Source organism: Pseudomonas sp. CGJS7 (genome assembly GCF_036961695.1).
Map to the genome: position 1 here is coordinate 26,786 of NZ_JBAMDI010000045.1, position 19,986 is coordinate 46,771.

Sequence of the window (19,986 nt, forward strand, 5' to 3'; positions counted from 1 at the left end):
GGCTTCGGTTCGGACGCCGTCCAAGCCCGTTGTCGCGTGGACGTCGGTCGGCCGCGCTTATGCATGGTTTCCAGGCGCAACTACGGGGAGAGTTGAAATGAAGCGTTTTCTTGCTCTGATTTTGATGTCGTCGGCGATCGTGCCCGCGGCAGCGTTGGCCAGCGACGGCACGGTTCGCATCGAAGGATCGGTGATCGCGCCCACCTGCGTGCTCACCAACGGGCCCACGCCCGCCGACATCCGGGTCAGGTTGCCCGCGGTCGCGGTGTCCGCGCTCGCCAGTTCTGGCCAGACCGCCGGACGCACGCCGTTCGTCATCCGCGTCGCCGATTGCGATGCCACCACCGCTCAAGTCCAGACCTACTTCGAGCCGGGTCCGACCATCAACACCAGCAGCAACAACCTGAGCCTGCAAGGAAGCACCGGCAACGCCGGCAACGTCGAGCTGCAACTGCTCAACGCCGATCACTCGCAAGTGTTGCTCGGCAATCCGCTGGGACTGCAGAACACCCAGTCGGTCGCGGTGGAAAACGGCGGCGCCGCGTTGCGCTACTACGCGCAGTACGTCGCCACCGGCGCCGCCACCGCTGGCGCCGCCAACAGCAGCGTCACCTTCACCCTGATCTACCAGTAATCCCCACCATCCAACGTGCGTGCCGCCCACGGCGGCCGGAGCGGCGCTCCGGCCGCGACGGGCGCTGCATGTCCGGAACAACCCGAGGAGTTGCGGTATGCGACAACATTGGAACAGGAAGATGGCGTTGTGCGTGGCCACCGTGGCCGCGCTATCGGCCGGAGCGGCGCAAGCGCAGGCGCAACTGGGCGATCCGCTGTATCGCTATCAGTGGCATTTGATGAACTACGGCCAGAGCGTGCTGGCCGATACCCGGCCGACCTTCGCCATCGACATGGGCATCGACGATCTGCACGACTACAACATCCGCGGCAAGGGCGTGATCGTCGGCGTGCTCGACCGCGGCATGGAAATCGCCCACCCGGACATCGCCGCGAACATGGTCCCCAACGGTTCCTGGAACTTCAGGAACAACACGCACGACCCCTCGCCGGGCGCGGGCGGCGACGCCCACGGCATGGCGGTCGGCGGCATCATCGGCGCGGTCGGCTGGAACGGCATCGGCGTGCGCGGCGTGGCCCCGAGCGCGCGACTGAAGAGCTTCAACTTCCTCGACGCCGGCGGCACCAGCGCGCAGATCCAGTACGCGTGGTGGGACGGCGCCGAATCCAAGGACGTGGCCATTTCCAACAACAGCTGGGGTCCGACCCAGCCCGTGGTATTGCCCACAATCTCCGAGAACGAGCTGGCGGCCTGGGAAAACCCCATGTCGGCCACGCGCGGCGGCCTTGGTACGGTCTACGTCAAGGCGGCGGGCAACAGCTTCAACAGCATCCCCAACAACAGCTTGGTGTTCCCGGATTTATGCCCGGCTGGACGCCCGGCGGTCGGCTGCAGCCAGTCGATCTTCGCGAGGGAATCGAACTTCTTCAACGTCATCACCGTCGCCGCCGTCAATGCCGCCGGCCGGCGTTCGAGCTACTCCACGCCCGGCGCGTCGATGTGGGTGTCGGGTCTGGGCGGCGAGTATGGCCATCAGCGGCAATACTCGGCGGCGGTGAATCCGGTCAACTTCGATCCGGCTATCGTGACTACCGACTTGTCCGGTTGCGCGAACGGATACAACACCGATGTCGCCGCCAGACGGCTGAATGCCTTGGACTCCAGTCAATCGGCCATCGACAACACCTGCAACTACAGCGGGCGCATGAACGGTACCTCGGCAGCGGCGCCGACCGTTTCGGGCGTCGCGGCGTTGATGCTGCAGGTCAATCCCAAGCTGACCTTCCGCGATGTCAAATACATCCTGGCCACCACCGCGCGTCAGATCGATCCGCAGCAGGCCGCGGTCAGCAACGCGCAGGGCACGCTGCTGTCGGCGGGATGGACGGTCAATGCCGCAGGCCGTCCCTTCAGCAATTGGTACGGCTTCGGCTTGGTCGATGCGACGATGGCGGTGACGCGTGCGGGCGGATTCAAGACGTTGGGGCCGCTGATCGACAGCGGCTGGCAACGCGCGGCTCTGGCCGCGGCCCAGCCGGCCGGCAACGTGGCCGCTCCGGCGCGCGCGACGATCCGCATCGCCGGCGGCGCCGCCCGCGTCGAAGCGGTGCAGATCGGCTTCGACACCAACGCCCGGGCAGGCGTCAATTTCCCGCTGGTGGCCACCAACGTGAGGATCGTCCTGATCTCTCCCAGCGGAACCCGCGCGGTGATCATCCCGCCCGGATCGGTTCCGGCCAACCTCAACAACCAGACGCTCAGCACTTCGCTGGTAGCGGCCAACGCCTTCCTCGACGAAAACGGCAACGGCGATTGGACCCTGGAAGTGGTCGACACCGCCCTGGCGGCCGGCGCTGCGCCGGTTGCGAACCTGTCTTCGTTCAAGATCCGAGTCCTGGGGCACTAACCATGAAAATCCAAACTCAATCCCTCTGCGCCTTAGTGCTCGCCGTTGCGATCGCGCCGCAGGCGCTGGCCCAGGCCGACGCCCTGAAGCAAGCCGAACTGCAGCAAGCGGCGACGGGCGAGGCATTCACGCTCGGAGCCACCCAGTTCCGATTGGCGCCGTCCGCCGTGGTGCGGTCCGACGCCAACGCCGCCGCCACCCGCCTGGGCGCTGCTGGTTATGTGGTGGAGATCGCGCCGCGTAGCTCGGGCACGAACACCCAGGAGGCCATTAAGGCGCCCCTGGGCCTGGCCGCCGCGTCCGCCGAAGACAATCTCGCCGTCGCGGTTTCCGCGAGCGGGAGCGCGGTGATCTTGAAGCCGGAGTTGAACGTGTACTTCAGCCATATCGGCGTGGTCGACGAACTCGTGCGCGAGAGCGGCGGCAAACTGCTGTATTCGTCCGAGATCGGCGGCAAGGCGACGATCGGGTTCGGCTCGGTCGAGCAGGCGCTGGACGCGCGTGAGCGCATGCTCGGTCGCGCCGGAGTCAAGGAAGTGGCGCCGGCTCTGCTCGATGAGCGTCAAGTGGCTTGGTGAAGCGAACGCCGCAGCGCCAGTTCGCTGGCGCTGCGGTAGCTGCTGGGTTCTACCTGCTTCGCGGTCAGCATGGATCCGCGGGTGATGATCGTCAGCGATAGCCTCCGACCACGAGATCATCGACCTTCTTTCTCAACATTCGGTCGACTTCCACGATCTGGTCGATCGGGAACTTGGATCGGTCAAAGTTGTAACTCAGACTTACGGTTTCGCTGAGCTGATAGTCCACTCCGCAATCGTCGCGCGAAAGGCTCGGTCCGAGTCCGCAAAGCACCACGAAGGCATGTCCGTCGGGCGTGGAGTGTTCGGCCAATGGGACTCGGAGAATGGTCGTTTCCGCGCTTTCAATCGGGCCATGGCCGCTGCAGATCTCCAGCCCGGATGAGCGCGTTTGGCACTGTGCTTCAGGCCCTCTCGAAGCGGCAACGTACTGATTGCTGCGCTGTAGCGAGAGATTGGGATGGTGGCCGTACAGCCTAGGCCTCGAAAGTTGCGGGAACGCCTCCTTATTTGGCTCGTTCTCGCTCAGGTCTTTTAATACTTGAGCTAACGACAAAACCTGGATTGGTCGAGGGTGCTCTACGCATTCGCCCAGGTCGCCCTCATCCGGTCGGAGACGGGCGGTGGAGTCGGGGGCGCGCCGGGGAAACTTGAAGATCGTTTTCCCAGTAATGGCATAGACCGATGAAGGATCGCGTCCATTGGGGCAGACGGGTTTTGGCGGCGCGCTGGTGGCCGCGGGCTGCATAGCTACAGTGTCCTGGCTACGCACTGCGTCCGGGTCGGAACGATCGCAGGCGCTGAGCGCGATACAGGTCGCGCCGAGGGCGATCAACCGGTTCAACTTGACCATCGCAAACTCCGTTTTCATGAATGGCCAGCCGGGCGCGCAAGCCCGCTTTCGTGCTGCTGCGCCGAACTCCAGAACCTGATTTTACAAGTCCGCACATCGCGTTTGGATTGAACGGGGCGGGCTACAACGGCCACAAAAAAGGCCGGAAACCCTTTAATCAAGGTGTTCCCAGCCTGTTTCGGACCCTCGCGGATCGGTGGATGGTGGAGGTGGGCGCTACCGTCGATCAGCGGTAAATTCTTGAATCTAAAGGGTGTTGGGCAACCAAAAAACGTAGATACCCCCACACATACCCCCGCTCGAAGTGGCTTGATCTCCGACCGGCACTCCGCCGCCGGTCCACTCCTCTACTAGTCGTAGTGGCGGCAGTTGATGTTCCGGTTGCATTTCAGGCAAGGCCGAAATCTGCCCCAGCGGCCCGATCGTTCGCTGCCAAGCATCCCGCCACATTCACAGAGCAGGCCTTCGCCGTTCAGGCACCTATAGAGCCCATAGAGACGGTACATCCCTAGGAGCGCGCCGCCGATCAACAGGGCGAGGCTAGCTAAGCCAAACACCTCGCGGATTCCTCCAAGGAGAGGGTGATCTCCGGAGGGAGCTAAGAGCATCAGCAGCAGGCTGGCTGCGACAAGAGCGAGAGCGGGGAACAAGGCTTTCCAAGCCATCCAGTCGTAGGAGTTCATTGCGTCACCTAATTTAGTGAAAAAGCCCCCGGCCAGATGGTAATCATGCACTCGGAGTTCGCACAGGGTGAGACTGCTGGACTAGCTTGTTCCGATGAAGTCGGCGAGTCGCTTGGCCCGCTAAGTGAAGCCAGCTGGAAACGACAGAGAGCGAGTCGTCATACGCCATAGTGCGGCCAGCGGCCCCATAGTTCCTTAGGCCACTCAGCCTCGGATTCGAGCTGACCGAGGAATCCGCCGGGGAAGAAAGTTCACCAATTCACTCGCTTGGCAGCTTCGACGAGAGCATAGTTACTGGGTCCCCGCCGCGATGCTGGGGCCCGGAGATGCCAGCGTTTTCCGATCAAGCCCTGCTTGGAGCGCCCTGTGACCGACTGGCTGGCCGTTTTAGAGGACGACCCCTGGGACAATTCCGCGAACTGGATTGACGGGGTGTACGTGGGCCCGGCGATGGCGGCGAGCCAGGGCTCGGCTGGAGGCCCAGCAAGAGGCGCACAAGGCCGCGGTTGAGGAGCGGGCTAGGGAAGATCTAGGACGTCGGTAACCCGACGGAGCGGGCGTGGAGCGCAATTCCGGGCCAGAACTGGCATGTCGACTGCTTTTGAACACCCAGAAAGACCGTTAGCGATCCGTAGCCATAGGCTGTGGCTTAAGGCGAAGTTGAACCGCCCCGAGAGATCGGATTTCCTCCGATCTCCGGGGCAGCTCATAGCAGGCTTCTACTTGGTGCAAGTAAAAGTCGCGGGCGCCGCACTCAGCTGTGGCGTAGGAGTGAATATGCACCGTCGGACAATTCCAAGATTCCGACGAAGCACTGCAGCGGAATGGGAATACTTGCAATCAACCCACGTTTCCCTTGGCGCAAGCGACCACTCCGTCGCCCCTGACTTCGCATCACTGCCTATCAATAGCCTCATCTCATCCGGTGGGCCACTGTAGACATCCACCTCGCGCAATTTGTGCTTCGTAGTGGAGAATCGCACGCTCCACTCAGCGGGAGGTGGGGTGATGCTCTGATTTCCCTCCACAATTGTAGGGCAGCCAAGAATTTGAAGTGCTGATGCTAACACCGTGGCATAGATTGTCATGTGCTCACCAAACAATGGTGGAGAAGTTTTTCGCCGAATTTACATAGTTCTCATGGGCGTTGCCGCCGTTGTAATCCCAGTCAAGGCTTCTTGTTCGCAGGGTCGAGTACTTCGGCCACTGGTCAATTACTATTATTCCATCCCCGCTATGTCTGTAGCCGACAAATATCGCAGCATGTGCAATTTTATCCTGAGGGAACAGTCCGTTCTTGAACGTTGCGATTGCAGTCCCTGGCTCCAACGCAAGCCCCGGTCGTAGGAGACGGCCTGGCCGCCAAGTTGTTGTATGAGGTGCTTTGAGCCGGACTTTAATCAGTTCCGCGCACCAATACACGCCATTGTTGTCTTCATCGGAAGCAGTAAGCTCCAAGCCGGCAAAAATCTGCCTAGACAACTCTGCTGCATTCGGAAGAATGTGTTCCTGTGGGCGATTCCCTGCCAAACCATCCAGCGAGCCGATTGGGCCGCTAGACCAGGCCAATCCCCTGTTATTGCCAAGCAATGACTGCAGTCCGAAACGATCCGTACCGATCAAAGGCGCTGCCTCAGCATAGCCGTATGTAGAAATGCCACCAGCCAAGCCAATGGGATCGCTCTGAATGTACCGACCAGACAATGGGTCGTAGTCACGGAAGTAGTTGTACACCAACCCGCTGGCCGAATCGAACCGCTGCCCAGGGAACCGCAGATTGAACACAAACTTGGTGCCGTCCAGGTCTGGATCTTGATTTGGGGGGCTGTTGCCAAATGCCTCGCTCTTGGCATCCCAGGTCCAGACTGCGGTGTTGCGGGTAGGATCGATGACTGCACGCGGCGTGCCGAGATGATCGGTCTGGACATACATCAGTGTCTGGCCGGCGCCAGCGCCGACAAGTAGCCCGGCGGGGGCATCATCAAGCCAAACAGCCTGCTGGACCGTTGCACCAGTTGCGTCGTAGTCACCAATCCAGTTTCCGGCCTCGTCGTAAACGGCGAAGTTCTCTACTGTGCCGGTTCCGTTCTCGACTGACGCACGCTCGCCACGAGCGTTGTACCGGTAACTGGCCTTGACCATGCCATTTTGCTTGAACTTACTAAGCCGGTCGTTGGCGTCGTACACGAACTCGCGTGCCGTGCCGCCAATGCTGGTGGTGTTGCCTATTGCGTCGTAGCTGCGCGTGACATTCGCGACTTTCGTCAGGCGATGGCTGCCGGATAGATAGGTGTAGCTTTGCTCGCCACCGCCATCGGTCATGCTCTTACGGTTGCCTGTCTCGTCGTATTTGTACTTCTCAATCGTATTGATTCCGTCCAGCGTTTGGGTCAATCGCCCTAGCTCGTCGTACTTGTAGTTGGCCAAGCTGGCACTCATCAGGCCGTTCTTCAATTCCTTGATGTCGCCGGCTTCGTTGAAGACATAGCCCAGCGAAATGCCGCCGCTGGCGTTGTCGTGTATAGACTTGATGCGGTAGTCCATATCGGCATCGATCGCCAAAGCGCGTCCGTTACCGTAGGACCAGCCCATTGAAGGGCCAAACGGTTGATAGAAGGCGTACTCGATCAGGCGGGTAGTCGGAGATCCGGCAGGTTTGACATCGACATGCGAGATGCGGCCATCACTGCTACGGATAAAGCTGGCGATAGCGCCATCCGGGTAAGTCAGTGCGACAAGATTGCCTTCGCGATCGTACGCGTAGAGCAGAGTGAAGCTTTTGCCAGATACCGTCTGGGTCTTGCGGACGATCTGGCCGAAGCGATCGTAGCAGTACGTCAGCTCGGTGCCGTTTGCTCTCGCTGCCGCCAGCCGGCCCTTGGCGAAAGTCTCGTTGGCCGCGCAACCGGCCGGGGCAACGTCATAGTCGTACTCGACATCGGCCTGCCCAGTTGCCGTGTAGAACACGGCTTTTGGACGTCCAAGTACATCGTAGGTATAGCGGTGGGCGACGGCGTCGTTGGCGTCCTTCTTCGTGGCCAACTGGCTAGAAGCATTGTAGGTGTAGTCGGTGACTCCGGTGTCCGGGCTGGTCAGCTTGGTCCGGTCACCAAAGCCGTTGTATGCATACGACGTGATCAGCTTGCTGGGATCCGTAACTTTCACGACCTGATCAAGCGCGTTGTACTCCAGCAGAGTCTCTACCGGCTTGACCGAGCTAGTGCCACTGACCGGTTGCTCGATGGTGACCTGCGCGAGCGTGCGCTTCAGGCGATTGAGTGAATCGTAGGTCTGGAAGACCTCCTGTCCCAGCGGATCTTTGGACGTCTCCGGATTGTTGTTCTTGTCATATCCGAAGGTAGTGGCGTTCAGCGCTGCGTCCTTGGCTGTAACGAGTTGCCCCAGCGCGTTATAGATACTGGACATCGTCTGGGTTACCGCGCCTGCCGTGGTCTTAGTATCCCGCTGCTTCACATTCCCGGCGTTGTCCAAGGTGAAATTGATGCTCTCACCGTTGACGTTGACGATGGCTTTTAGACGCCTTGCGTTGTCGTAGCTGAATCCAGCGCTTTCGTTGCCCGTGGAAATCAACCGGACGAGTCCATCGGGCTCGTAGTCGATTTTCGTCACGCGATCGTCGTTCTCCGTAGTTCCATCCGAGCCACGGACCTTGATATCGGTTGGCCATCCGCGTGCGTTATACGTGTAGTCGGTTTGGACACCATTCGGGTCCAGTAGGGCCAGGACACGGCGTTGCGGGTCGTAGCCAAGTACTTCGATGGCCTGCCCAGCGGCGTTGATTGTTTTGCGCAGGTCGCCCTTGCGATAGGTACATAGTGCAGGCGTGGAAGCGCAGGTGCTGTCATCGCTGCCGTAATACTCAAAGGCGGTGACGTCGTTGACATCCGCACGGGGGCCATCCACTGACTTCAGCAAACCCAGGGTCGGGCAAGCGCTGTTTACAGATGCCACATCAACGGCTTCGCAATAGGAAAAGGCCGTGGTGCGTACCTCGTTGGTGACGGTGTCCCGTACGGCTACGCTGACCGGTTGCAACCGTGTGTTGCGTGTGATTCGTGTTTCTTGGTTCCCGACGGTCGAGCGAATCACCCGATTGCTAGCAACATCGGTCGTGACCGTGCGGACACGCTGTTCCGGCTTCCCCAATGCTTCGGTAATCGTCTCGGTCCTGGCCAATGCTCCGGTCACCGGATCGATTGCCTCCGTGTACACATGCCGAGTCTGGACCTGCTTTCGATCGGTCGTGGTCGCTACGCGGCGCCGGAAGTCGGAGTCCTCATCGTTGTAGACCGTAGCGACCGCACCACGACTGCTATCGGAGACGCTGTTGACCTTGCGCGGAGCCTCGCTGGGGGGCTCGTCCGCGAGACCGAAGGTGGTCTGATTGCCCAACGCGTCGGTCACGACCGCTCCGCCGGTCGCCGGATAGGTCAAGGTAACGCCATCGGCGCCACCGTCGTGCTGGCTGGAGACCACGCGGCCCTTGTCGTCGTAAGCAAACGTGCTGTAGCGCTTGTTGCCTTCGATGGTGACGCCGGTCAGGTAGCGCGGAAAGCGCGTGTCTTCGTAGTGATACTTGCGCTTGATCGAGTTGGCGTACGCGACGGTTTCGACCTGGCCCGCGCCAGTATAGGTATACGACGCCATCGCGAATCCGGCGGATTTGATCGCCAGTATGGGCTGATAGCCGTTCGGACCACCGTACTCGAACGTCAGAGTGCGTCCGCTGCTGTGGGTGATCGCGGCGAGCCGGCGCATCGGATCATAGGTATACGTCAGCGATGTCCCATCCTCAAACTGCTGTTCCAGTAGGCGACCCTCAGCATCGAACCGCAGGATGCGATCGCTGCGGAAAAGTTTCCATTCGTCACCTACCTTGACCGCGCGATCACCTCGGCCATCGTCGCTCTCATACGCGTCGCCGACCTGAGTAAACGACAACTGCGAGCCATCGGCTTCGATTAGACCAACGTAGATGGCGTCGCTGGAACTGTCGGGGTTCTTATCCGCGGTCAGGCGGATGTTGTGCGAATGAGTCCAGCCGGCACCGAAGCCACCTGTTGGTACCGCTGCCGCGGAATGGAAGTAACGGGTGAAGCTGATCCATCCGAGGTCGAAGTCCTGCTCCGGCTGCATTTTGTCGCCGGTAGACGGATCGCACGGGTTACCTACAGGGCACTGACCTTTGGCGAGCGTGGGCGTCCAATAGCGCTTGCGGGCATCGAAAACAAAATTTTCCTGCCCGACACAAGCCTTGCGTGTGGAATCCCACCGCATCGCTTGTGGGTTGGAGCAATTGACCTCGCGGATTGCGACGAAGAAATTCGCGTTGTCGTCCTTTACCTTAGGGGCGCAGGAACCAGCCCATTCCTTGTACTGATAGGTTGCCTTGTAGTACCAGCGCTCTCCATTCAACGTTCCGTCTGCAGCATAGGATCGGATGGTCCGCTCGGGGTGAATTTCGAGAACCGTATTCGGCGTGCAGCCGGAGTCGATGCTTCTTTGATCGAAAGACTGCCGCTCGTTAGCAAGTGCTTCTTCGTACGTCGTTCCGCCTAATGGATAGGTCCAGGGACCAACGATTGTGGCTTCGGGCCCGAGCTCATACTTCGAGATGGATCTATTCTTGAGAATGATCTGGCCGGTAACATGGAAGTTCAGCGGGCCGGCATCACGAATGCTCGGCAAAATGGCCTCACGGATCGCGTCTTGCGTAGCTGATTCGGTACGGAACGGACCTGTGCCTTGTGCATCGTAGGTCCGCCACCAACGTTCGGTTTCGGCTTGTGCAACGGCGTTGGTGGCGACCAGGGCGGTGGATGTTGCGGCTATCACGAGCCACAGGTTTCTCCGCCATCCCGGAGGACTTGTTGGTCTGGGTATTTGCGCTACTTGGCGCTTCGATCTTGCATTCACGAGACAACTCCTTTTGGCACGGTGCAACAGCACAGGCGAGGGGCCTGTGCTTAGGGAGACGGTTCGGACGGACACAGCCAAACGCCCACAGGCGGGCGATCAGGGTTAGGCGACGGGGCGATGTGCACCATGGGACGTTTCCGTGTCAGTGCGAGACAGGGCCACGGGATCCATGTGGCAGTCGGCAACATCATTCTCCAGTTGGCCGTCTCTGGCAAGCATCTCCGTGTGTGAGATCGCCACGGCTTGCAGGCACGAGGCTGAGAGGTTCACGGGAGCCGCCTCAGGCGGGTATCCGGCAGCCGGGTAGCCCTTACATGCCCAATTAGCCGAGATGGTCGTCAAATTGGTTTGCACTGGGATGTCAGGCGATCGTGTGCATTTACTGCACTAGCCGGTTCTGAGCTAGGATGCGGCGGTCGATAGGCGCCAGAGCGCGCCCGGGGCCGGCTTGGGGAGCCACACACTATGAATTTGTTGTTGGCTAGGACGACTGCGCTGCTATCGCTAGCTTTACTGTTTTCCCTAGCAATGGCCGATTCAAAACCCGAGCCGAGTTTGGCAAAGGTCGTGTCCTACGTTGCCGAAGTATTTCGGGTCCGCGAGATGATGACTCAAGCCACCGTTCAACAATCGGCTGGGGATCCCAAGTTCCAGGCGGCGATGAAAGCGGCTTTTGCCGACATCTTCATAAATGATCTCGCCGCGAGACTGGCAGTCCCGCTTTCTGAGTCGTTGACACCGGCAGAAGCTACTCCCTGCTTGGAATTCATAGAGTCCGATGACGGCGCTGCATTCTTGGCCGTTGCTAAGCAGGCTGAGACTACGAAGTTGCTCGGTGAAGCTGTCCTGGAGATGCCGCAACCTCAGCGAAGAAGGACCAGGGAATTTTTCGATTCACGCTGTTTCAAGACTGTTGTTTCTTTTTTAGGGTCAAAGGAATCACTCGACATCTCACAACGGTATGGACTGGAAGTGGTCTGCTACTTCATCAAACGGACCGACCCGAAAATGGCGAACGTGAGCAAGAAGGCCCGCGAAGATTGCTCGAAACTTTGAGTTGCGCCGACTTCTTAAGCCTAAGCGGCGTGATCTCGGATCGCTGCTCTGCTGCTGTTCTACTCTTCGGCTTCTGATTCAAGCCGCCCAACAACAACTCCAAGCGGCACTGGCTTATGGAACTGGCCAAGTTTGACCCGCTCGTAGATGCTTGATTTGGATAGGCCTACACGACTCTTAACCTCCTGCAGTCGGAGCAGGCGATTCGGACGCGTGCGATGGGCTAGAGGGTTGGAGGAAGGATCAGTCATGCATGGTGGCCTCTGCCTCTGCCTCTGTCGCTGTCGTTACAGTGAAAGTGGATCAATCAGACCTGGGAGCGCCTCCAGCTGCTGGCGCCGTTGGCCGAGCGCCGCGCATGGGTGTTGCTGCCTTCGAGCAGCGCGCGCACCATCGGCGCATAGAACTAGATAGGGAGATCACGCATGTCCGTTACTCCGTTCGTAGAAGCAAGCATGGACAAGTTCATGCGACTCGCAGAAGAATTCAGAGATGAAAGCGACAGGGGCTGTGCCGTACTTGCGGTGTGTGTGCTGGAAGAAATGCTCGCCACCATCGTTGTGAAAGCTGTTAGTGGCGCGAAGCTAGCAAGGCAGAATCTTGCTCCACCAGGTCGCTTGTCTCTGGCAATCGAAAACGCCGAAATGCTTGGTCTGATTGGGGCAGATGAGGCCAAGTCGTTCAAGGCGCTAGTCAAAATTCGCAACGAGTTCGCACATGGCGTCAAGGAAGGGCTGACGTTTCAAACGGAGCGTATTGCGTTGCTCTGCCGAGATCTACCGCTTCCAGTTCCTGAGGCCGTGAAAACTGAGGTGGTCGACATCAGAGCGTTGACTCCCCGAAGCAAATTTCTAATAACGGCGTCACTGATCCAGTTCGTGCAGGCTATTCGATTTGACAAAGTCGTTCCGTTTCCAGTGCCGATGATCTTGCAGTACGCCTAAGTGCCTGAGGAAACTCACCTGGCCATTCGGAGCCCGGCGAACTCGCATTAGGTCCAGGCTTGGCCTTGCGGACAGCGAGGTCGCTTAAGGGCATTTGGGGGTATCTGCCGGGCATCGAGGAGATGTACCCCAAGATATACCCCCAAAATCTCATGTCCGATGTCGGGCTGGGGCGGACTGCAGCGGACACAAAAAAGGCTGGAAACCCCTCAAATCAAGGTGTTCCCAGCCTGTTTCGGACCCTCGCGGATCGGTAGATGGTGGAGGTGGGCGGAATCGAACCGCCGTCCGAAGGCACTCCATCCCCGGCACTACATGCTTAGCGCTCCGTTGGATCTCGTCCCGGGACAGCACGGCGCGCAAAGCGCATCCAAGGACCAGCCTGTTAGAGGTTGACCGGGAGCTGACAGGCAACGGCCCCCGGCGATTCCGTGATAATGACCCTACGCTGCGAGCACGGACACAAGCAGTTTCGGGGCTTACGCCTTAAGCGGCGAGAGCGTAGTTGTCGTCGTTGGCAACTAGAAGTTTGCAGCTGGATTTACGAGGAAAGCTACCCCCTCGGCATGCACCAGGCGATTTCGCGACCCCCGTCGAAGCCAGTGCACCCCCGGGGACAGCATCACGCTGACCACACCAGTATAGGGGCTGCGGTTGCGTTCACAAGTCTTCGGGCGTCGGCGGTATGGCCGCGGTTGCGGTTCGCCGTCGCCGGCGCGCGCATGCGAACGCGTCGACGCGCGCGCATCGCCTGCGTTCGCGATCGCCGGCATGGTTGCGCGCACGCTCGCGCGACGGCGCCGAGCCGGCGCCGCTTCACAACCGCAAACGATCCACCGCCGCTAGTTGCCGTCGAGCAATTCGATCAGCGCGCGCCGCTTCTTGCGCGAGAGCTTGCGCATCAGGCCCATCAGCCGCAGTTCGTCGGGATCGCTGTATTTGGCCGCGTTTTCGCGGACCGACAGCGATTTGCCTTCGATGGTGCCGCGGCCGGTGGCCAGCCACTCGAAGCTGACGTGCTGCTGCACCGCGATCTGCAGCATGCGCTCCAGTTCGGGCAGGGCCAGGCCGACCAGCCATTTGCGGGCGGTCTCGCGGCTGACGTCGTAATAGGCGGACAAGGCGCCGGTACGGGCTCGGCCTTTGGCGAAACCGGAGAAATCCAGGGCCTGGTGGAGCCGGTTGGCGAATTCTTGATGGGGCGCGTTAGTCATAGGTCTCGCCGGAGCATCCTGCAGGGCTGAAACGTGGGCGCTGTCTCCTCGGTGATCGGGCTTCGGCCCGGCCTGGATAGCGCAACTCATTGTTGCGTATCCCCTCGTAAAAAGATCACTCTTTTTGCTCGTTGAAAAGAGCAATTTCAGATGGTAGTTTGGTTTGGCATGGATGCCGGAGAGGAAGGGTTATGGAGCGACTCAAACGTTTTATCGTCAGTACCGCTGCGAACGGAGCGGGCCATCCGGCCGCTCCGGAGGTCGGCGCCCGGAGGCGGGCTGCGCAAACCGGAAACCGCGTCACGATCGTGGCCGAACCGCAGGCCGAAAGTGGCGTGGAATCGCGCGGCCGGGGTGCTAGCGGCCGGCGCGGGCGGGGCAAACCCAGCAGCCGTTCGCCCAATCCCATTGAACGCTACATCGCCTGTTTCCCGACCGCGCGCGAGGCCGCGCAGGCGGCCGGGGTGTCCGGGGCGATGCTGCGGCGGATGCGGGTGCGCGGCTATGTGTCGACCCGCGAGCGCGCGCTGGTGATGGCCCAGGCCTGCCGTTTCAAGATCAAGCCGGCCGAGCTGTTGGCGCTGACCCCGGGGGGCGGGTGATGGCCGCGTCGGTGTGGGTGCCGTGGGTGTTGGTCGCCGGCGCGGTGGTGTTGATCGCGGCGCTGGTCGCGGCCGGCTGGGGCTTGGGGCGGCTGGCGTCCCGTCACGACCGGCTCGCGCAACGCGCCGATCGCAACGGCCGCGCGTTGCTGGAACTGGCCGATGAGATCGAGCGTTACCTGGCGATGCAACAGTTGTCCGGGGCCTCGATCCAGCCGCAGCGGCATTGGCCGCGGCTGTGCCGGCGGCTGGCGGTGGATCATCTGGACTGCATCAACCGGTTGATGCTCGACGGCTTGCGCCGCGATTAGCCGCGCGGGCCGGCGCCAACGCGGCGTGATGCGGCCTGCGCGAGGCGGCTTGTATGCTAGGGCGGATGACGACGACCGATCCGGCCGCCCACGCCCCCGCACCCAACGAGCCGGACACTTCGCCGGACTATGCCGACGTGTCCGGCCTGATGCCGCGTCGCGGCTATTTGCTGGCTTTCATCGTCTTTATCGTCGCGCTGGTGCTGGTGTTCACCGCCTGGCGGGTCGCGCGCGATCGCGAGCAGCGCGCGGCCCAGACCGAATTCGTCGGACGCACCGTGCAGGTCACCGAGTTGATCCAGCAGCGGCTGGTCAACTACGAACTGGTCGCGCGCGGCGGCGTGTCGTTGTTCGCCTCGGTGCAGCGGCCGACCGCGGCGCAGTGGAAGGCGTATGTGGAAGGCATGAACATGCAGCGGCGCTTCCCGGCGACCTTGGGCCTGGGGTTCACCGGTTACGTGCCGCAGCGGTTGTTGGTGCAGTTGCAGAACGAGTGGCGCGACGCCGGTTACGGGTTGCTGACGGTGCGGCCGTTCGGCCAGCGCGAGATCTACGGCCCGATTCTGTTTCTCGAACCCCGGACGCCGGCCAATATCGAGGCCATCGGCTACGACATGTTCGCCGAGGCCACCCGCCACGCGGCGATGGAGACGGCGCTGGAATCGGGGCAGGCGCGCTTGTCGGGCAAGATCGAATTGATCCAGGACAAGCACGACGGCACCCAGAGCACCGGCATGATCCTGGTGCTGCCGGTGTATCTGGGCGGCGGCCGTCCGCAGAGTCCGAACTTGCGCCGCGCCGAGATGCAGGGCTGGGTGTACGTGCCGTTCCGGATGGAGAAGTTCATCGAGACGTCGCTCGGCGACAGCCACCGCGACATGCGTTTCCGCGTTTACGACGAAAGCGGCGGGCGCGACACCTTGCTGTTCCAGCCGGCCGGGCCCAAGCCGCAACAGCCGGCGGCGTTCGTGCACAAGGCGACGTTCGAGGTGTATGGGCGGACCTGGCGGATCGAGTACGAATCGCCGCCGATCGAAGAAGCGGTGCCGCGGATGGAGAACCTGCGCAACATGTTCGCGCTGGGCATCTTCACCTCGCTGCTGTTGTACGGCATCGCCCTGGTGCTGGCGCATACCGAGTCGCGCGCGCGGCAGATCGCGCTGCGCATGACCGAGGACTTCCGCCGCAGCGAGGCGCGGTTCCGCGGCGCGATGCAGTATTCGGCGATCGGCAAGGCCTTGCTCGACAGCGAGGGGCGCATCGTCGATGCCAATCCGTCGCTGTCGAAGATCGTCGGGCTGCCGTTGCCGCAACTGCTGGATCAGCGTTTCGACAGCCTGCTCGAGGACGACGACGGCGAAAGTCTGGTGCTGAGGGGCGAGGAGGGCGATGGCGACGGCGTGCAGCGGGCCACCCGCCGGTTGCGGCGCCAGCACGGCGTGGCGCGGCAGGTGCAGCTGACGTATTCGCCGGTGCCGGGCAAGGTCGGGCAGGACATCACCGGTCTGGTCCAGGTCGAGGACGTCACCGAGCGGCTGCGCGCGGAAGCGCGCGTGCATGCGCTCAATCGCACCTTGGAGGCGCGCGTGGCCTTGCGCACGCGCGAGCTCAGTCAGGCCAATCAAGAGCTGGAGGCGTTCGCGTACAGCGTTTCGCACGATTTGCGCGCGCCGCTGCGGGCGATCGACGGGTTCAGCAAGATCCTCGGCGAGAAATACGCCGACCGTCTCGATGAGGCCGGCGGCGGCTATCTGGCGCGGGTGCGCAAGGCCGCTGCGCGGATGGGCGATCTGATCGATGCCTTGCTGAAGATGTCGCGTCTGACTCGCGGCGAGCTTAAGCACGAGACGGTGGATTTGAGTCGCGTGGCCGGCGAGCTGATCGAAGAGTTGCGCATGGGCGATAGCCAGCGCGCGGTCCAGGTGCGGATCGAGCCCGGCCTGCAAGTGGTCGGCGACGCGCCGTTGCTGCGCAACTTGTTGGGCAATCTGCTCGGCAACGCCTGGAAGTTCACCCGCGACCGCGATCCGGCGCAGATCGAGTTCGGAATGGTGGAAACCCACGGCGTGCGCGAGTTCTTCGTTCGCGATAACGGCACCGGGTTCCCGCAGGCCTATGTCGACAAGCTGTTCCGGCCGTTCCAGCGTTTGCACAGCGTCGAGGATTTCGCCGGGCATGGCATTGGGCTGGCGTCGGTCAAGCGCATCGTCGAACGCCATGGCGGCACCATCCGCGCCGAGGGCAGCGAAGGCGAGGGGGCGATGTTCTGTTTCACCTTGCCGGGCGGCGGGCACGGGGGGTGAGGGGATGGGCGCTGTTTCTGCGGCGCGCCATCTTTCAGTTCGCTATTCCTGCGAAGGCGGGAATCCAGCGACTTCAAGCGTTCTCGCACGAAAGGCACTGGATTCCCGCGTTCGCGGGAATGACGGTAGGTGGGTACGCTGGTGCTGGTGCTGGTGCTGGCGCCGGCTGTGGCGATTGCTGTAGCCGCAACTACGTCTACGATCGCGAACCGCGAACTCCGAGTCCCGAAGCCCAAGCCGCCTGAACTCCGAACGCAGCCTCAAGCGTCGCGATTATGCCGCCGCATCACCCGCTGCTTCTCGCGCGCCCAATCGCGTTCCTTGCTGGCGTCGCGCTTGTCGTGGTTCTGCTTGCCCTTGGCCAGATGGATCTCGGCCTTGACCTTGTTGCCCTTCCAGTACAGCGACGTCGGCACCACGGTGTAGCCGTCGCGTTGGATGCGGCCGATCAGGTTGTCGATCTCGCGCCGGTGCAGCAGCAGCTTGCGGGTGCGCCGCTCCACCGCCACGACGTGGCTGGAGGCCTGGATCAGCGGAGTGATCTGGGCGCCGATCAGGAACATCTCGCCATGCAGGACGACCGCATAGGCATCGGTGATGTTGGCGCGTCCGGCGCGGATGGATTTGAGCTCCCAGCCCTCCAGGGCCAGGCCGGCCTCGAAGTGTTCTTCCAGGTGGTACTCATGGCGGGCGCGCTTGTTCTGCGCGATGGTGCCGCCCGCGCCGCCCTTTCCTTTATCCTTACCGGCCTTGTTGTTGGTCTTGTTAGCCATGAGCCATTGTCTCCGATCCGGAGGCGGTTTGCGTAGCCGTCTTTAGTTGGGGCGATTTCGGCGGGGTTCTGAGCGGTTCCAGGCCGCGTCGGGCGGGGCGAGCGGGGTGGGGCCGGTTCGATCCTATCCGCGGGCCGCGCATGGATTCCGGCCAGGACGCGGTTCGGTCTACGATGTTTGCCGGTTCGGTCCGGTCTGCTTTTTCTCGGCTTCGGTTGGCTTGAATCCCGCGCCGCCAGCCTCATTGCGATAACCACATGCCCACCATCCGCCGTTCCGCCCTGGTAGAGCACTCCGCCGCGCGCATGTTCGCGCTGGTCAACGACGTGGCGGCGTATCCGCGCCGTTTCGATTGGTGCGATCAGGCGCAAATTCTCGAAGCCGACGAACACCACATGGTTGCGCGGCTGGATCTGGGCCTGGGCGCGTTGCGCACCTGGTTCACCACCCACAACACGCTGACGCCGCCGCACCACATCGAGCTCAAGCTGGTCGACGGGCCGTTCCGCAAGCTCGGCGGGCGCTGGGAGTTCCATGCGCTGGACGAATCGGCGTGCAAGGTCACCCTGACCCTGGATTTCGAGCCGGCGGTGAAGCTGCTGGGGCCGGCGATGGCGCTGGGCTTCCAGAGTCTGGCCGACCGTATGGTCGACGATTTCGTGCGCGTGGCCGATCGCGGCGCCGAACCGGCGCTGCCGGTGGCCAGCGCGGGCGGGCCTGCGTGAAGGTCGAGGTGATCCGGGCGTGGCCGCGCCGGTTCGAGACGGCCGCGCTGGTATTGGCCGAGGGCGCGACGGTGGCGCAGGCGGTGGCGGCGGCCGGGTTCGACGACGATTCCGACAGCGTCGCTTACGCCGTGTTCGGCCTGCGCGCGGACGCCGATACGGTGCTGCGTGAGGGCGATCGGGTCGAGTTGCTGCGGCCGTTGCAGATCGATCCGAAAGAAGCGCGGCGGCGGCGGGCGGAAGATCGGCCGCTTAAGAAGAAGTAGGTCGGCGAGGGCTCTGGCGGAATCCCGAAGCTCGCCGATCGGCGCTTGGCGGGGGCGGGAAGCGCTAAATCAAAATGGGTTCCGGCTTTCGCCGGAATGACGGTAGGTGGGGGCGTCGCTGCGTGGATGGGGCGGCGGGCTGCGCGGATTGCAGCGGCGGGTGCTGATCCTATGCGCGCAAACGAAACAGCCGCCTCGCGGCGGCTGGTTTCGGCGGGACGGGCGCGCGCGGTTCAGCGGCGGCGCTTCTTGTCCTTTTCCTTGGCCAGGTTGCGGCCGAACTGCTTGACCGAGGCCTTGGCGATCTGTTCGTCCTGCTCGGGGAAGTAGTCGCCTTCCCACTTGGTCAGGGCGTCGTTTTCGAACCACAGGGTCAGGTTCTTGCGGCTGGTGTGGCCCAGGCGGTCCACGCGCTGGGTCGAGGTGTAGTCCCAGCGGTTCTGATGGAACGGGTCCTCGATCGAGGGCGTGCCGATCAGCACCTGCACCTGCTGCTTGCTCATGCCGGTCTGGAGCTGGTCGACGGCGGACTTCTCGAGCAGATTGCCCTGATAGATGGGCTGCTTGTAGATGATGCCGCAGCCGGCGGTGAGCAGGGTGATCGAGAGAACGAGCAGGAGCTTACGCATCGTATGAGGGTCTGCGGCAGTCGAAGGCAACGGGGCCGATGATACACTGAAGCCAGACCCCTCCAAGGGCGGACAGCGGCGCGCGGTAGCCCCTCGCGTTCATCCGCCATTCCGGCCCGCCCGCCCGGAGCGCCCTCGCGGCGACGGCCAGCCGGTCATCACGGGCCCGGCGCGCCGCCGGGCCGAACCAGTTCAAGGGACACCGATTATGGAATCGCAGGATCTGCGCAACGCCGGCCTCAAGGTCACCCATCCGCGGATGCGGATTCTGGAGCTGCTGGAGCAATCCAAGCCGCGCCACATGACCGCCGAAGACATCTACCGCATGCTGCTGGAAAAGGGCGAGGACATCGGTCTGGCCACGGTCTACCGGGTGCTGACCCAGTTCGAATCGGCCGGTTTGGTGCTCAAGCACAATTTCGAGGCCGGCCAGTCGGTGTACGAGCTCGATCGCGGTCATCACCACGATCACATGGTCGATATCGACAGCGGCAAGATCATCGAGTTCGAAAGCGCGGAGATCGAGGAATTGCAGCGCAAGATCGCGGCCTCGCACGGGTATTTGATCGAGGAGCACTCGTTGGTGCTTTATGTGCGCAAGAAGCGCTGAGCGCTGAGATTTTGGA

18 protein-coding genes and 1 other RNA gene are annotated in these 19,986 nt (G+C 62.1%); 11 read left to right on the forward strand and 8 right to left on the reverse strand.

Annotated features, from left to right (window positions below; all coding sequences use genetic code 11):
* The first annotated feature begins 97 nt into the window (after positions 1-97).
* From V7787_RS25010 to V7787_RS25020, 3 genes are all read left to right on the forward strand, one after another.
* Positions 98-634, forward strand: coding sequence for a fimbrial protein (locus V7787_RS25010; RefSeq protein WP_336089962.1), 537 nt, complete (start codon positions 98-100; stop codon positions 632-634).
* Between the two features lie 97 nt (positions 635-731).
* Positions 732-2,483, forward strand: coding sequence for a S8 family serine peptidase (locus V7787_RS25015; RefSeq protein WP_336089964.1), 1,752 nt, complete (start codon positions 732-734; stop codon positions 2,481-2,483).
* 2 nt (positions 2,484-2,485) lie between these two features.
* Positions 2,486-3,061, forward strand: coding sequence for a hypothetical protein (locus V7787_RS25020; protein WP_336089965.1), 576 nt, complete (start codon positions 2,486-2,488; stop codon positions 3,059-3,061).
* Between the two features lie 91 nt (positions 3,062-3,152).
* Here the strand turns inward: V7787_RS25020 and V7787_RS25025 are convergent, their stop codons facing one another.
* From V7787_RS25025 to V7787_RS25030, 3 genes are all read right to left on the reverse strand, one after another.
* The gene (locus V7787_RS25025) at positions 3,153-3,914 is read right to left on the reverse strand and encodes a hypothetical protein (protein ID WP_336089967.1); all 762 of its coding nucleotides are present in this window, start codon (positions 3,912-3,914) and stop codon (positions 3,153-3,155) included.
* Between the two features lie 1,402 nt (positions 3,915-5,316).
* On the reverse strand, positions 5,317-5,685 hold the full coding sequence (locus tag V7787_RS53135) for an STY0301 family protein (RefSeq protein ID WP_442965331.1): 369 nt from the start codon (positions 5,683-5,685) through the stop codon (positions 5,317-5,319).
* Between the two features lie 4 nt (positions 5,686-5,689).
* The gene (locus tag V7787_RS25030) at positions 5,690-10,453 is read right to left on the reverse strand and encodes a BPSL0067 family protein (RefSeq protein WP_336089968.1); all 4,764 of its coding nucleotides are present in this window, start codon (positions 10,451-10,453) and stop codon (positions 5,690-5,692) included.
* A gap of 549 nt (positions 10,454-11,002) precedes the next feature.
* Between V7787_RS25030 and V7787_RS25035 the strand changes: the two genes are divergently transcribed.
* Positions 11,003-11,593 (forward strand): hypothetical protein, encoded by a 591-nt coding sequence (locus tag V7787_RS25035; RefSeq protein ID WP_336089969.1) that lies wholly within the window; start codon positions 11,003-11,005, stop codon positions 11,591-11,593.
* Positions 11,594-11,652: 59 nt separating this feature from the next.
* Here V7787_RS25035 and V7787_RS25040 read toward each other — a convergent pair whose 3' ends face one another.
* Entirely contained in the window at positions 11,653-11,844 is a 192-nt protein-coding gene (locus V7787_RS25040) for an AlpA family phage regulatory protein (RefSeq protein ID WP_336089971.1), read from the reverse strand.
* A gap of 204 nt (positions 11,845-12,048) precedes the next feature.
* Between V7787_RS25040 and V7787_RS25045 the strand changes: the two genes are divergently transcribed.
* Positions 12,049-12,537 carry a hypothetical protein gene (locus V7787_RS25045; protein ID WP_336089973.1) on the forward strand — a complete coding sequence of 163 codons (489 nt, stop codon included), beginning with the start codon at positions 12,049-12,051 and terminating at the stop codon, positions 12,535-12,537.
* A gap of 258 nt (positions 12,538-12,795) precedes the next feature.
* Here V7787_RS25045 and ssrA read toward each other — a convergent pair.
* Positions 12,796-13,149: a transfer-messenger RNA gene (gene ssrA / locus V7787_RS25050) on the reverse strand.
* Positions 13,150-13,379: 230 nt separating this feature from the next.
* Positions 13,380-13,751, reverse strand: a complete 372-nt coding sequence (locus V7787_RS25055; protein ID WP_031373591.1) for a helix-turn-helix domain-containing protein — start codon at positions 13,749-13,751, stop codon at positions 13,380-13,382.
* Between the two features lie 191 nt (positions 13,752-13,942).
* Here V7787_RS25055 and V7787_RS25060 point away from each other — a divergent pair, with 191 nt between their 5' ends.
* The 3 genes from V7787_RS25060 to V7787_RS25070 all read left to right on the forward strand — a co-directional run bounded on the left by V7787_RS25060 (position 13,943) and on the right by V7787_RS25070 (position 16,967).
* Positions 13,943-14,353 carry a hypothetical protein gene (locus V7787_RS25060; protein WP_336089978.1) on the forward strand — a complete coding sequence of 137 codons (411 nt, stop codon included), beginning with the start codon at positions 13,943-13,945 and terminating at the stop codon, positions 14,351-14,353.
* Positions 14,353-14,664, forward strand: coding sequence for a hypothetical protein (locus V7787_RS25065; protein ID WP_336089980.1), 312 nt, complete (start codon positions 14,353-14,355; stop codon positions 14,662-14,664). Before V7787_RS25060 ends, V7787_RS25065 begins: the two co-directional genes overlap by 1 nt.
* Before the next feature lie 65 nt (positions 14,665-14,729).
* The gene (locus tag V7787_RS25070) at positions 14,730-16,967 is read left to right on the forward strand and encodes a CHASE domain-containing protein (protein ID WP_336089982.1); all 2,238 of its coding nucleotides are present in this window, start codon (positions 14,730-14,732) and stop codon (positions 16,965-16,967) included.
* Positions 16,968-17,227: 260 nt separating this feature from the next.
* Here V7787_RS25070 and smpB read toward each other — a convergent pair whose 3' ends face one another.
* Positions 17,228-17,740 carry an SsrA-binding protein SmpB gene (smpB, locus tag V7787_RS25075; RefSeq protein ID WP_336089983.1) on the reverse strand — a complete coding sequence of 171 codons (513 nt, stop codon included), beginning with the start codon at positions 17,738-17,740 and terminating at the stop codon, positions 17,228-17,230.
* A 257-nt stretch (positions 17,741-17,997) separates the two neighbouring features.
* Between smpB and V7787_RS25080 the strand changes: the two genes are divergently transcribed.
* Together V7787_RS25080 and V7787_RS25085 are read left to right on the forward strand one after the other, a co-directional pair.
* The gene (locus V7787_RS25080; RefSeq protein ID WP_336089984.1) at positions 17,998-18,465 is read left to right on the forward strand and encodes a type II toxin-antitoxin system RatA family toxin; all 468 of its coding nucleotides are present in this window, start codon (positions 17,998-18,000) and stop codon (positions 18,463-18,465) included.
* Positions 18,462-18,731: an RnfH family protein gene (locus V7787_RS25085; protein ID WP_336089985.1), complete on the forward strand. Its 270-nt coding sequence runs from the start codon at positions 18,462-18,464 to the stop codon at positions 18,729-18,731. Before V7787_RS25080 ends, V7787_RS25085 begins: the two co-directional genes overlap by 4 nt.
* A gap of 233 nt (positions 18,732-18,964) precedes the next feature.
* Here the strand turns inward: V7787_RS25085 and V7787_RS25090 are convergent, their stop codons facing one another.
* Positions 18,965-19,360: an outer membrane protein assembly factor BamE gene (locus V7787_RS25090; protein ID WP_336089986.1), complete on the reverse strand. Its 396-nt coding sequence runs from the start codon at positions 19,358-19,360 to the stop codon at positions 18,965-18,967.
* A 205-nt stretch (positions 19,361-19,565) separates the two neighbouring features.
* On the opposite strand from V7787_RS25090, the gene fur reads away from it, so the two are divergent.
* Positions 19,566-19,970, forward strand: a complete 405-nt coding sequence (gene fur / locus V7787_RS25095; RefSeq protein WP_336090012.1) for a ferric iron uptake transcriptional regulator — start codon at positions 19,566-19,568, stop codon at positions 19,968-19,970.
* Positions 19,971-19,986 lie beyond the last annotated feature (16 nt).

What these genes read in the sequence shown, in the direction of transcription:
- V7787_RS25025 (WP_336089967.1), bottom strand. Translation starts at nt 3,914, where the DNA reads ATGGTCAAGTTGAACCGGTTGATCGCCCTCGGCGCGACCTGTATCGCG.
- V7787_RS25065 (WP_336089980.1), top strand. Translation starts at nt 14,353, where the DNA reads ATGGCCGCGTCGGTGTGGGTGCCGTGGGTGTTGGTCGCCGGCGCGGTG.
- V7787_RS53135 (WP_442965331.1), bottom strand. Translation starts at nt 5,685, where the DNA reads ATGACAATCTATGCCACGGTGTTAGCATCAGCACTTCAAATTCTTGGC.
- V7787_RS25055 (WP_031373591.1), bottom strand. Translation starts at nt 13,751, where the DNA reads ATGACTAACGCGCCCCATCAAGAATTCGCCAACCGGCTCCACCAGGCC.
- V7787_RS25060 (WP_336089978.1), top strand. Translation starts at nt 13,943, where the DNA reads ATGGAGCGACTCAAACGTTTTATCGTCAGTACCGCTGCGAACGGAGCG.
- V7787_RS25080 (WP_336089984.1), top strand. Translation starts at nt 17,998, where the DNA reads ATGCCCACCATCCGCCGTTCCGCCCTGGTAGAGCACTCCGCCGCGCGC.
- V7787_RS25035 (WP_336089969.1), top strand. Translation starts at nt 11,003, where the DNA reads ATGAATTTGTTGTTGGCTAGGACGACTGCGCTGCTATCGCTAGCTTTA.
- smpB (WP_336089983.1), bottom strand. Translation starts at nt 17,740, where the DNA reads ATGGCTAACAAGACCAACAACAAGGCCGGTAAGGATAAAGGAAAGGGC.
- V7787_RS25045 (WP_336089973.1), top strand. Translation starts at nt 12,049, where the DNA reads ATGGACAAGTTCATGCGACTCGCAGAAGAATTCAGAGATGAAAGCGAC.
- V7787_RS25015 (WP_336089964.1), top strand. Translation starts at nt 732, where the DNA reads ATGCGACAACATTGGAACAGGAAGATGGCGTTGTGCGTGGCCACCGTG.
- V7787_RS25070 (WP_336089982.1), top strand. Translation starts at nt 14,730, where the DNA reads ATGACGACGACCGATCCGGCCGCCCACGCCCCCGCACCCAACGAGCCG.
- V7787_RS25040 (WP_336089971.1), bottom strand. Translation starts at nt 11,844, where the DNA reads ATGACTGATCCTTCCTCCAACCCTCTAGCCCATCGCACGCGTCCGAAT.
- V7787_RS25090 (WP_336089986.1), bottom strand. Translation starts at nt 19,360, where the DNA reads ATGCGTAAGCTCCTGCTCGTTCTCTCGATCACCCTGCTCACCGCCGGC.
- V7787_RS25020 (WP_336089965.1), top strand. Translation starts at nt 2,486, where the DNA reads ATGAAAATCCAAACTCAATCCCTCTGCGCCTTAGTGCTCGCCGTTGCG.
- V7787_RS25010 (WP_336089962.1), top strand. Translation starts at nt 98, where the DNA reads ATGAAGCGTTTTCTTGCTCTGATTTTGATGTCGTCGGCGATCGTGCCC.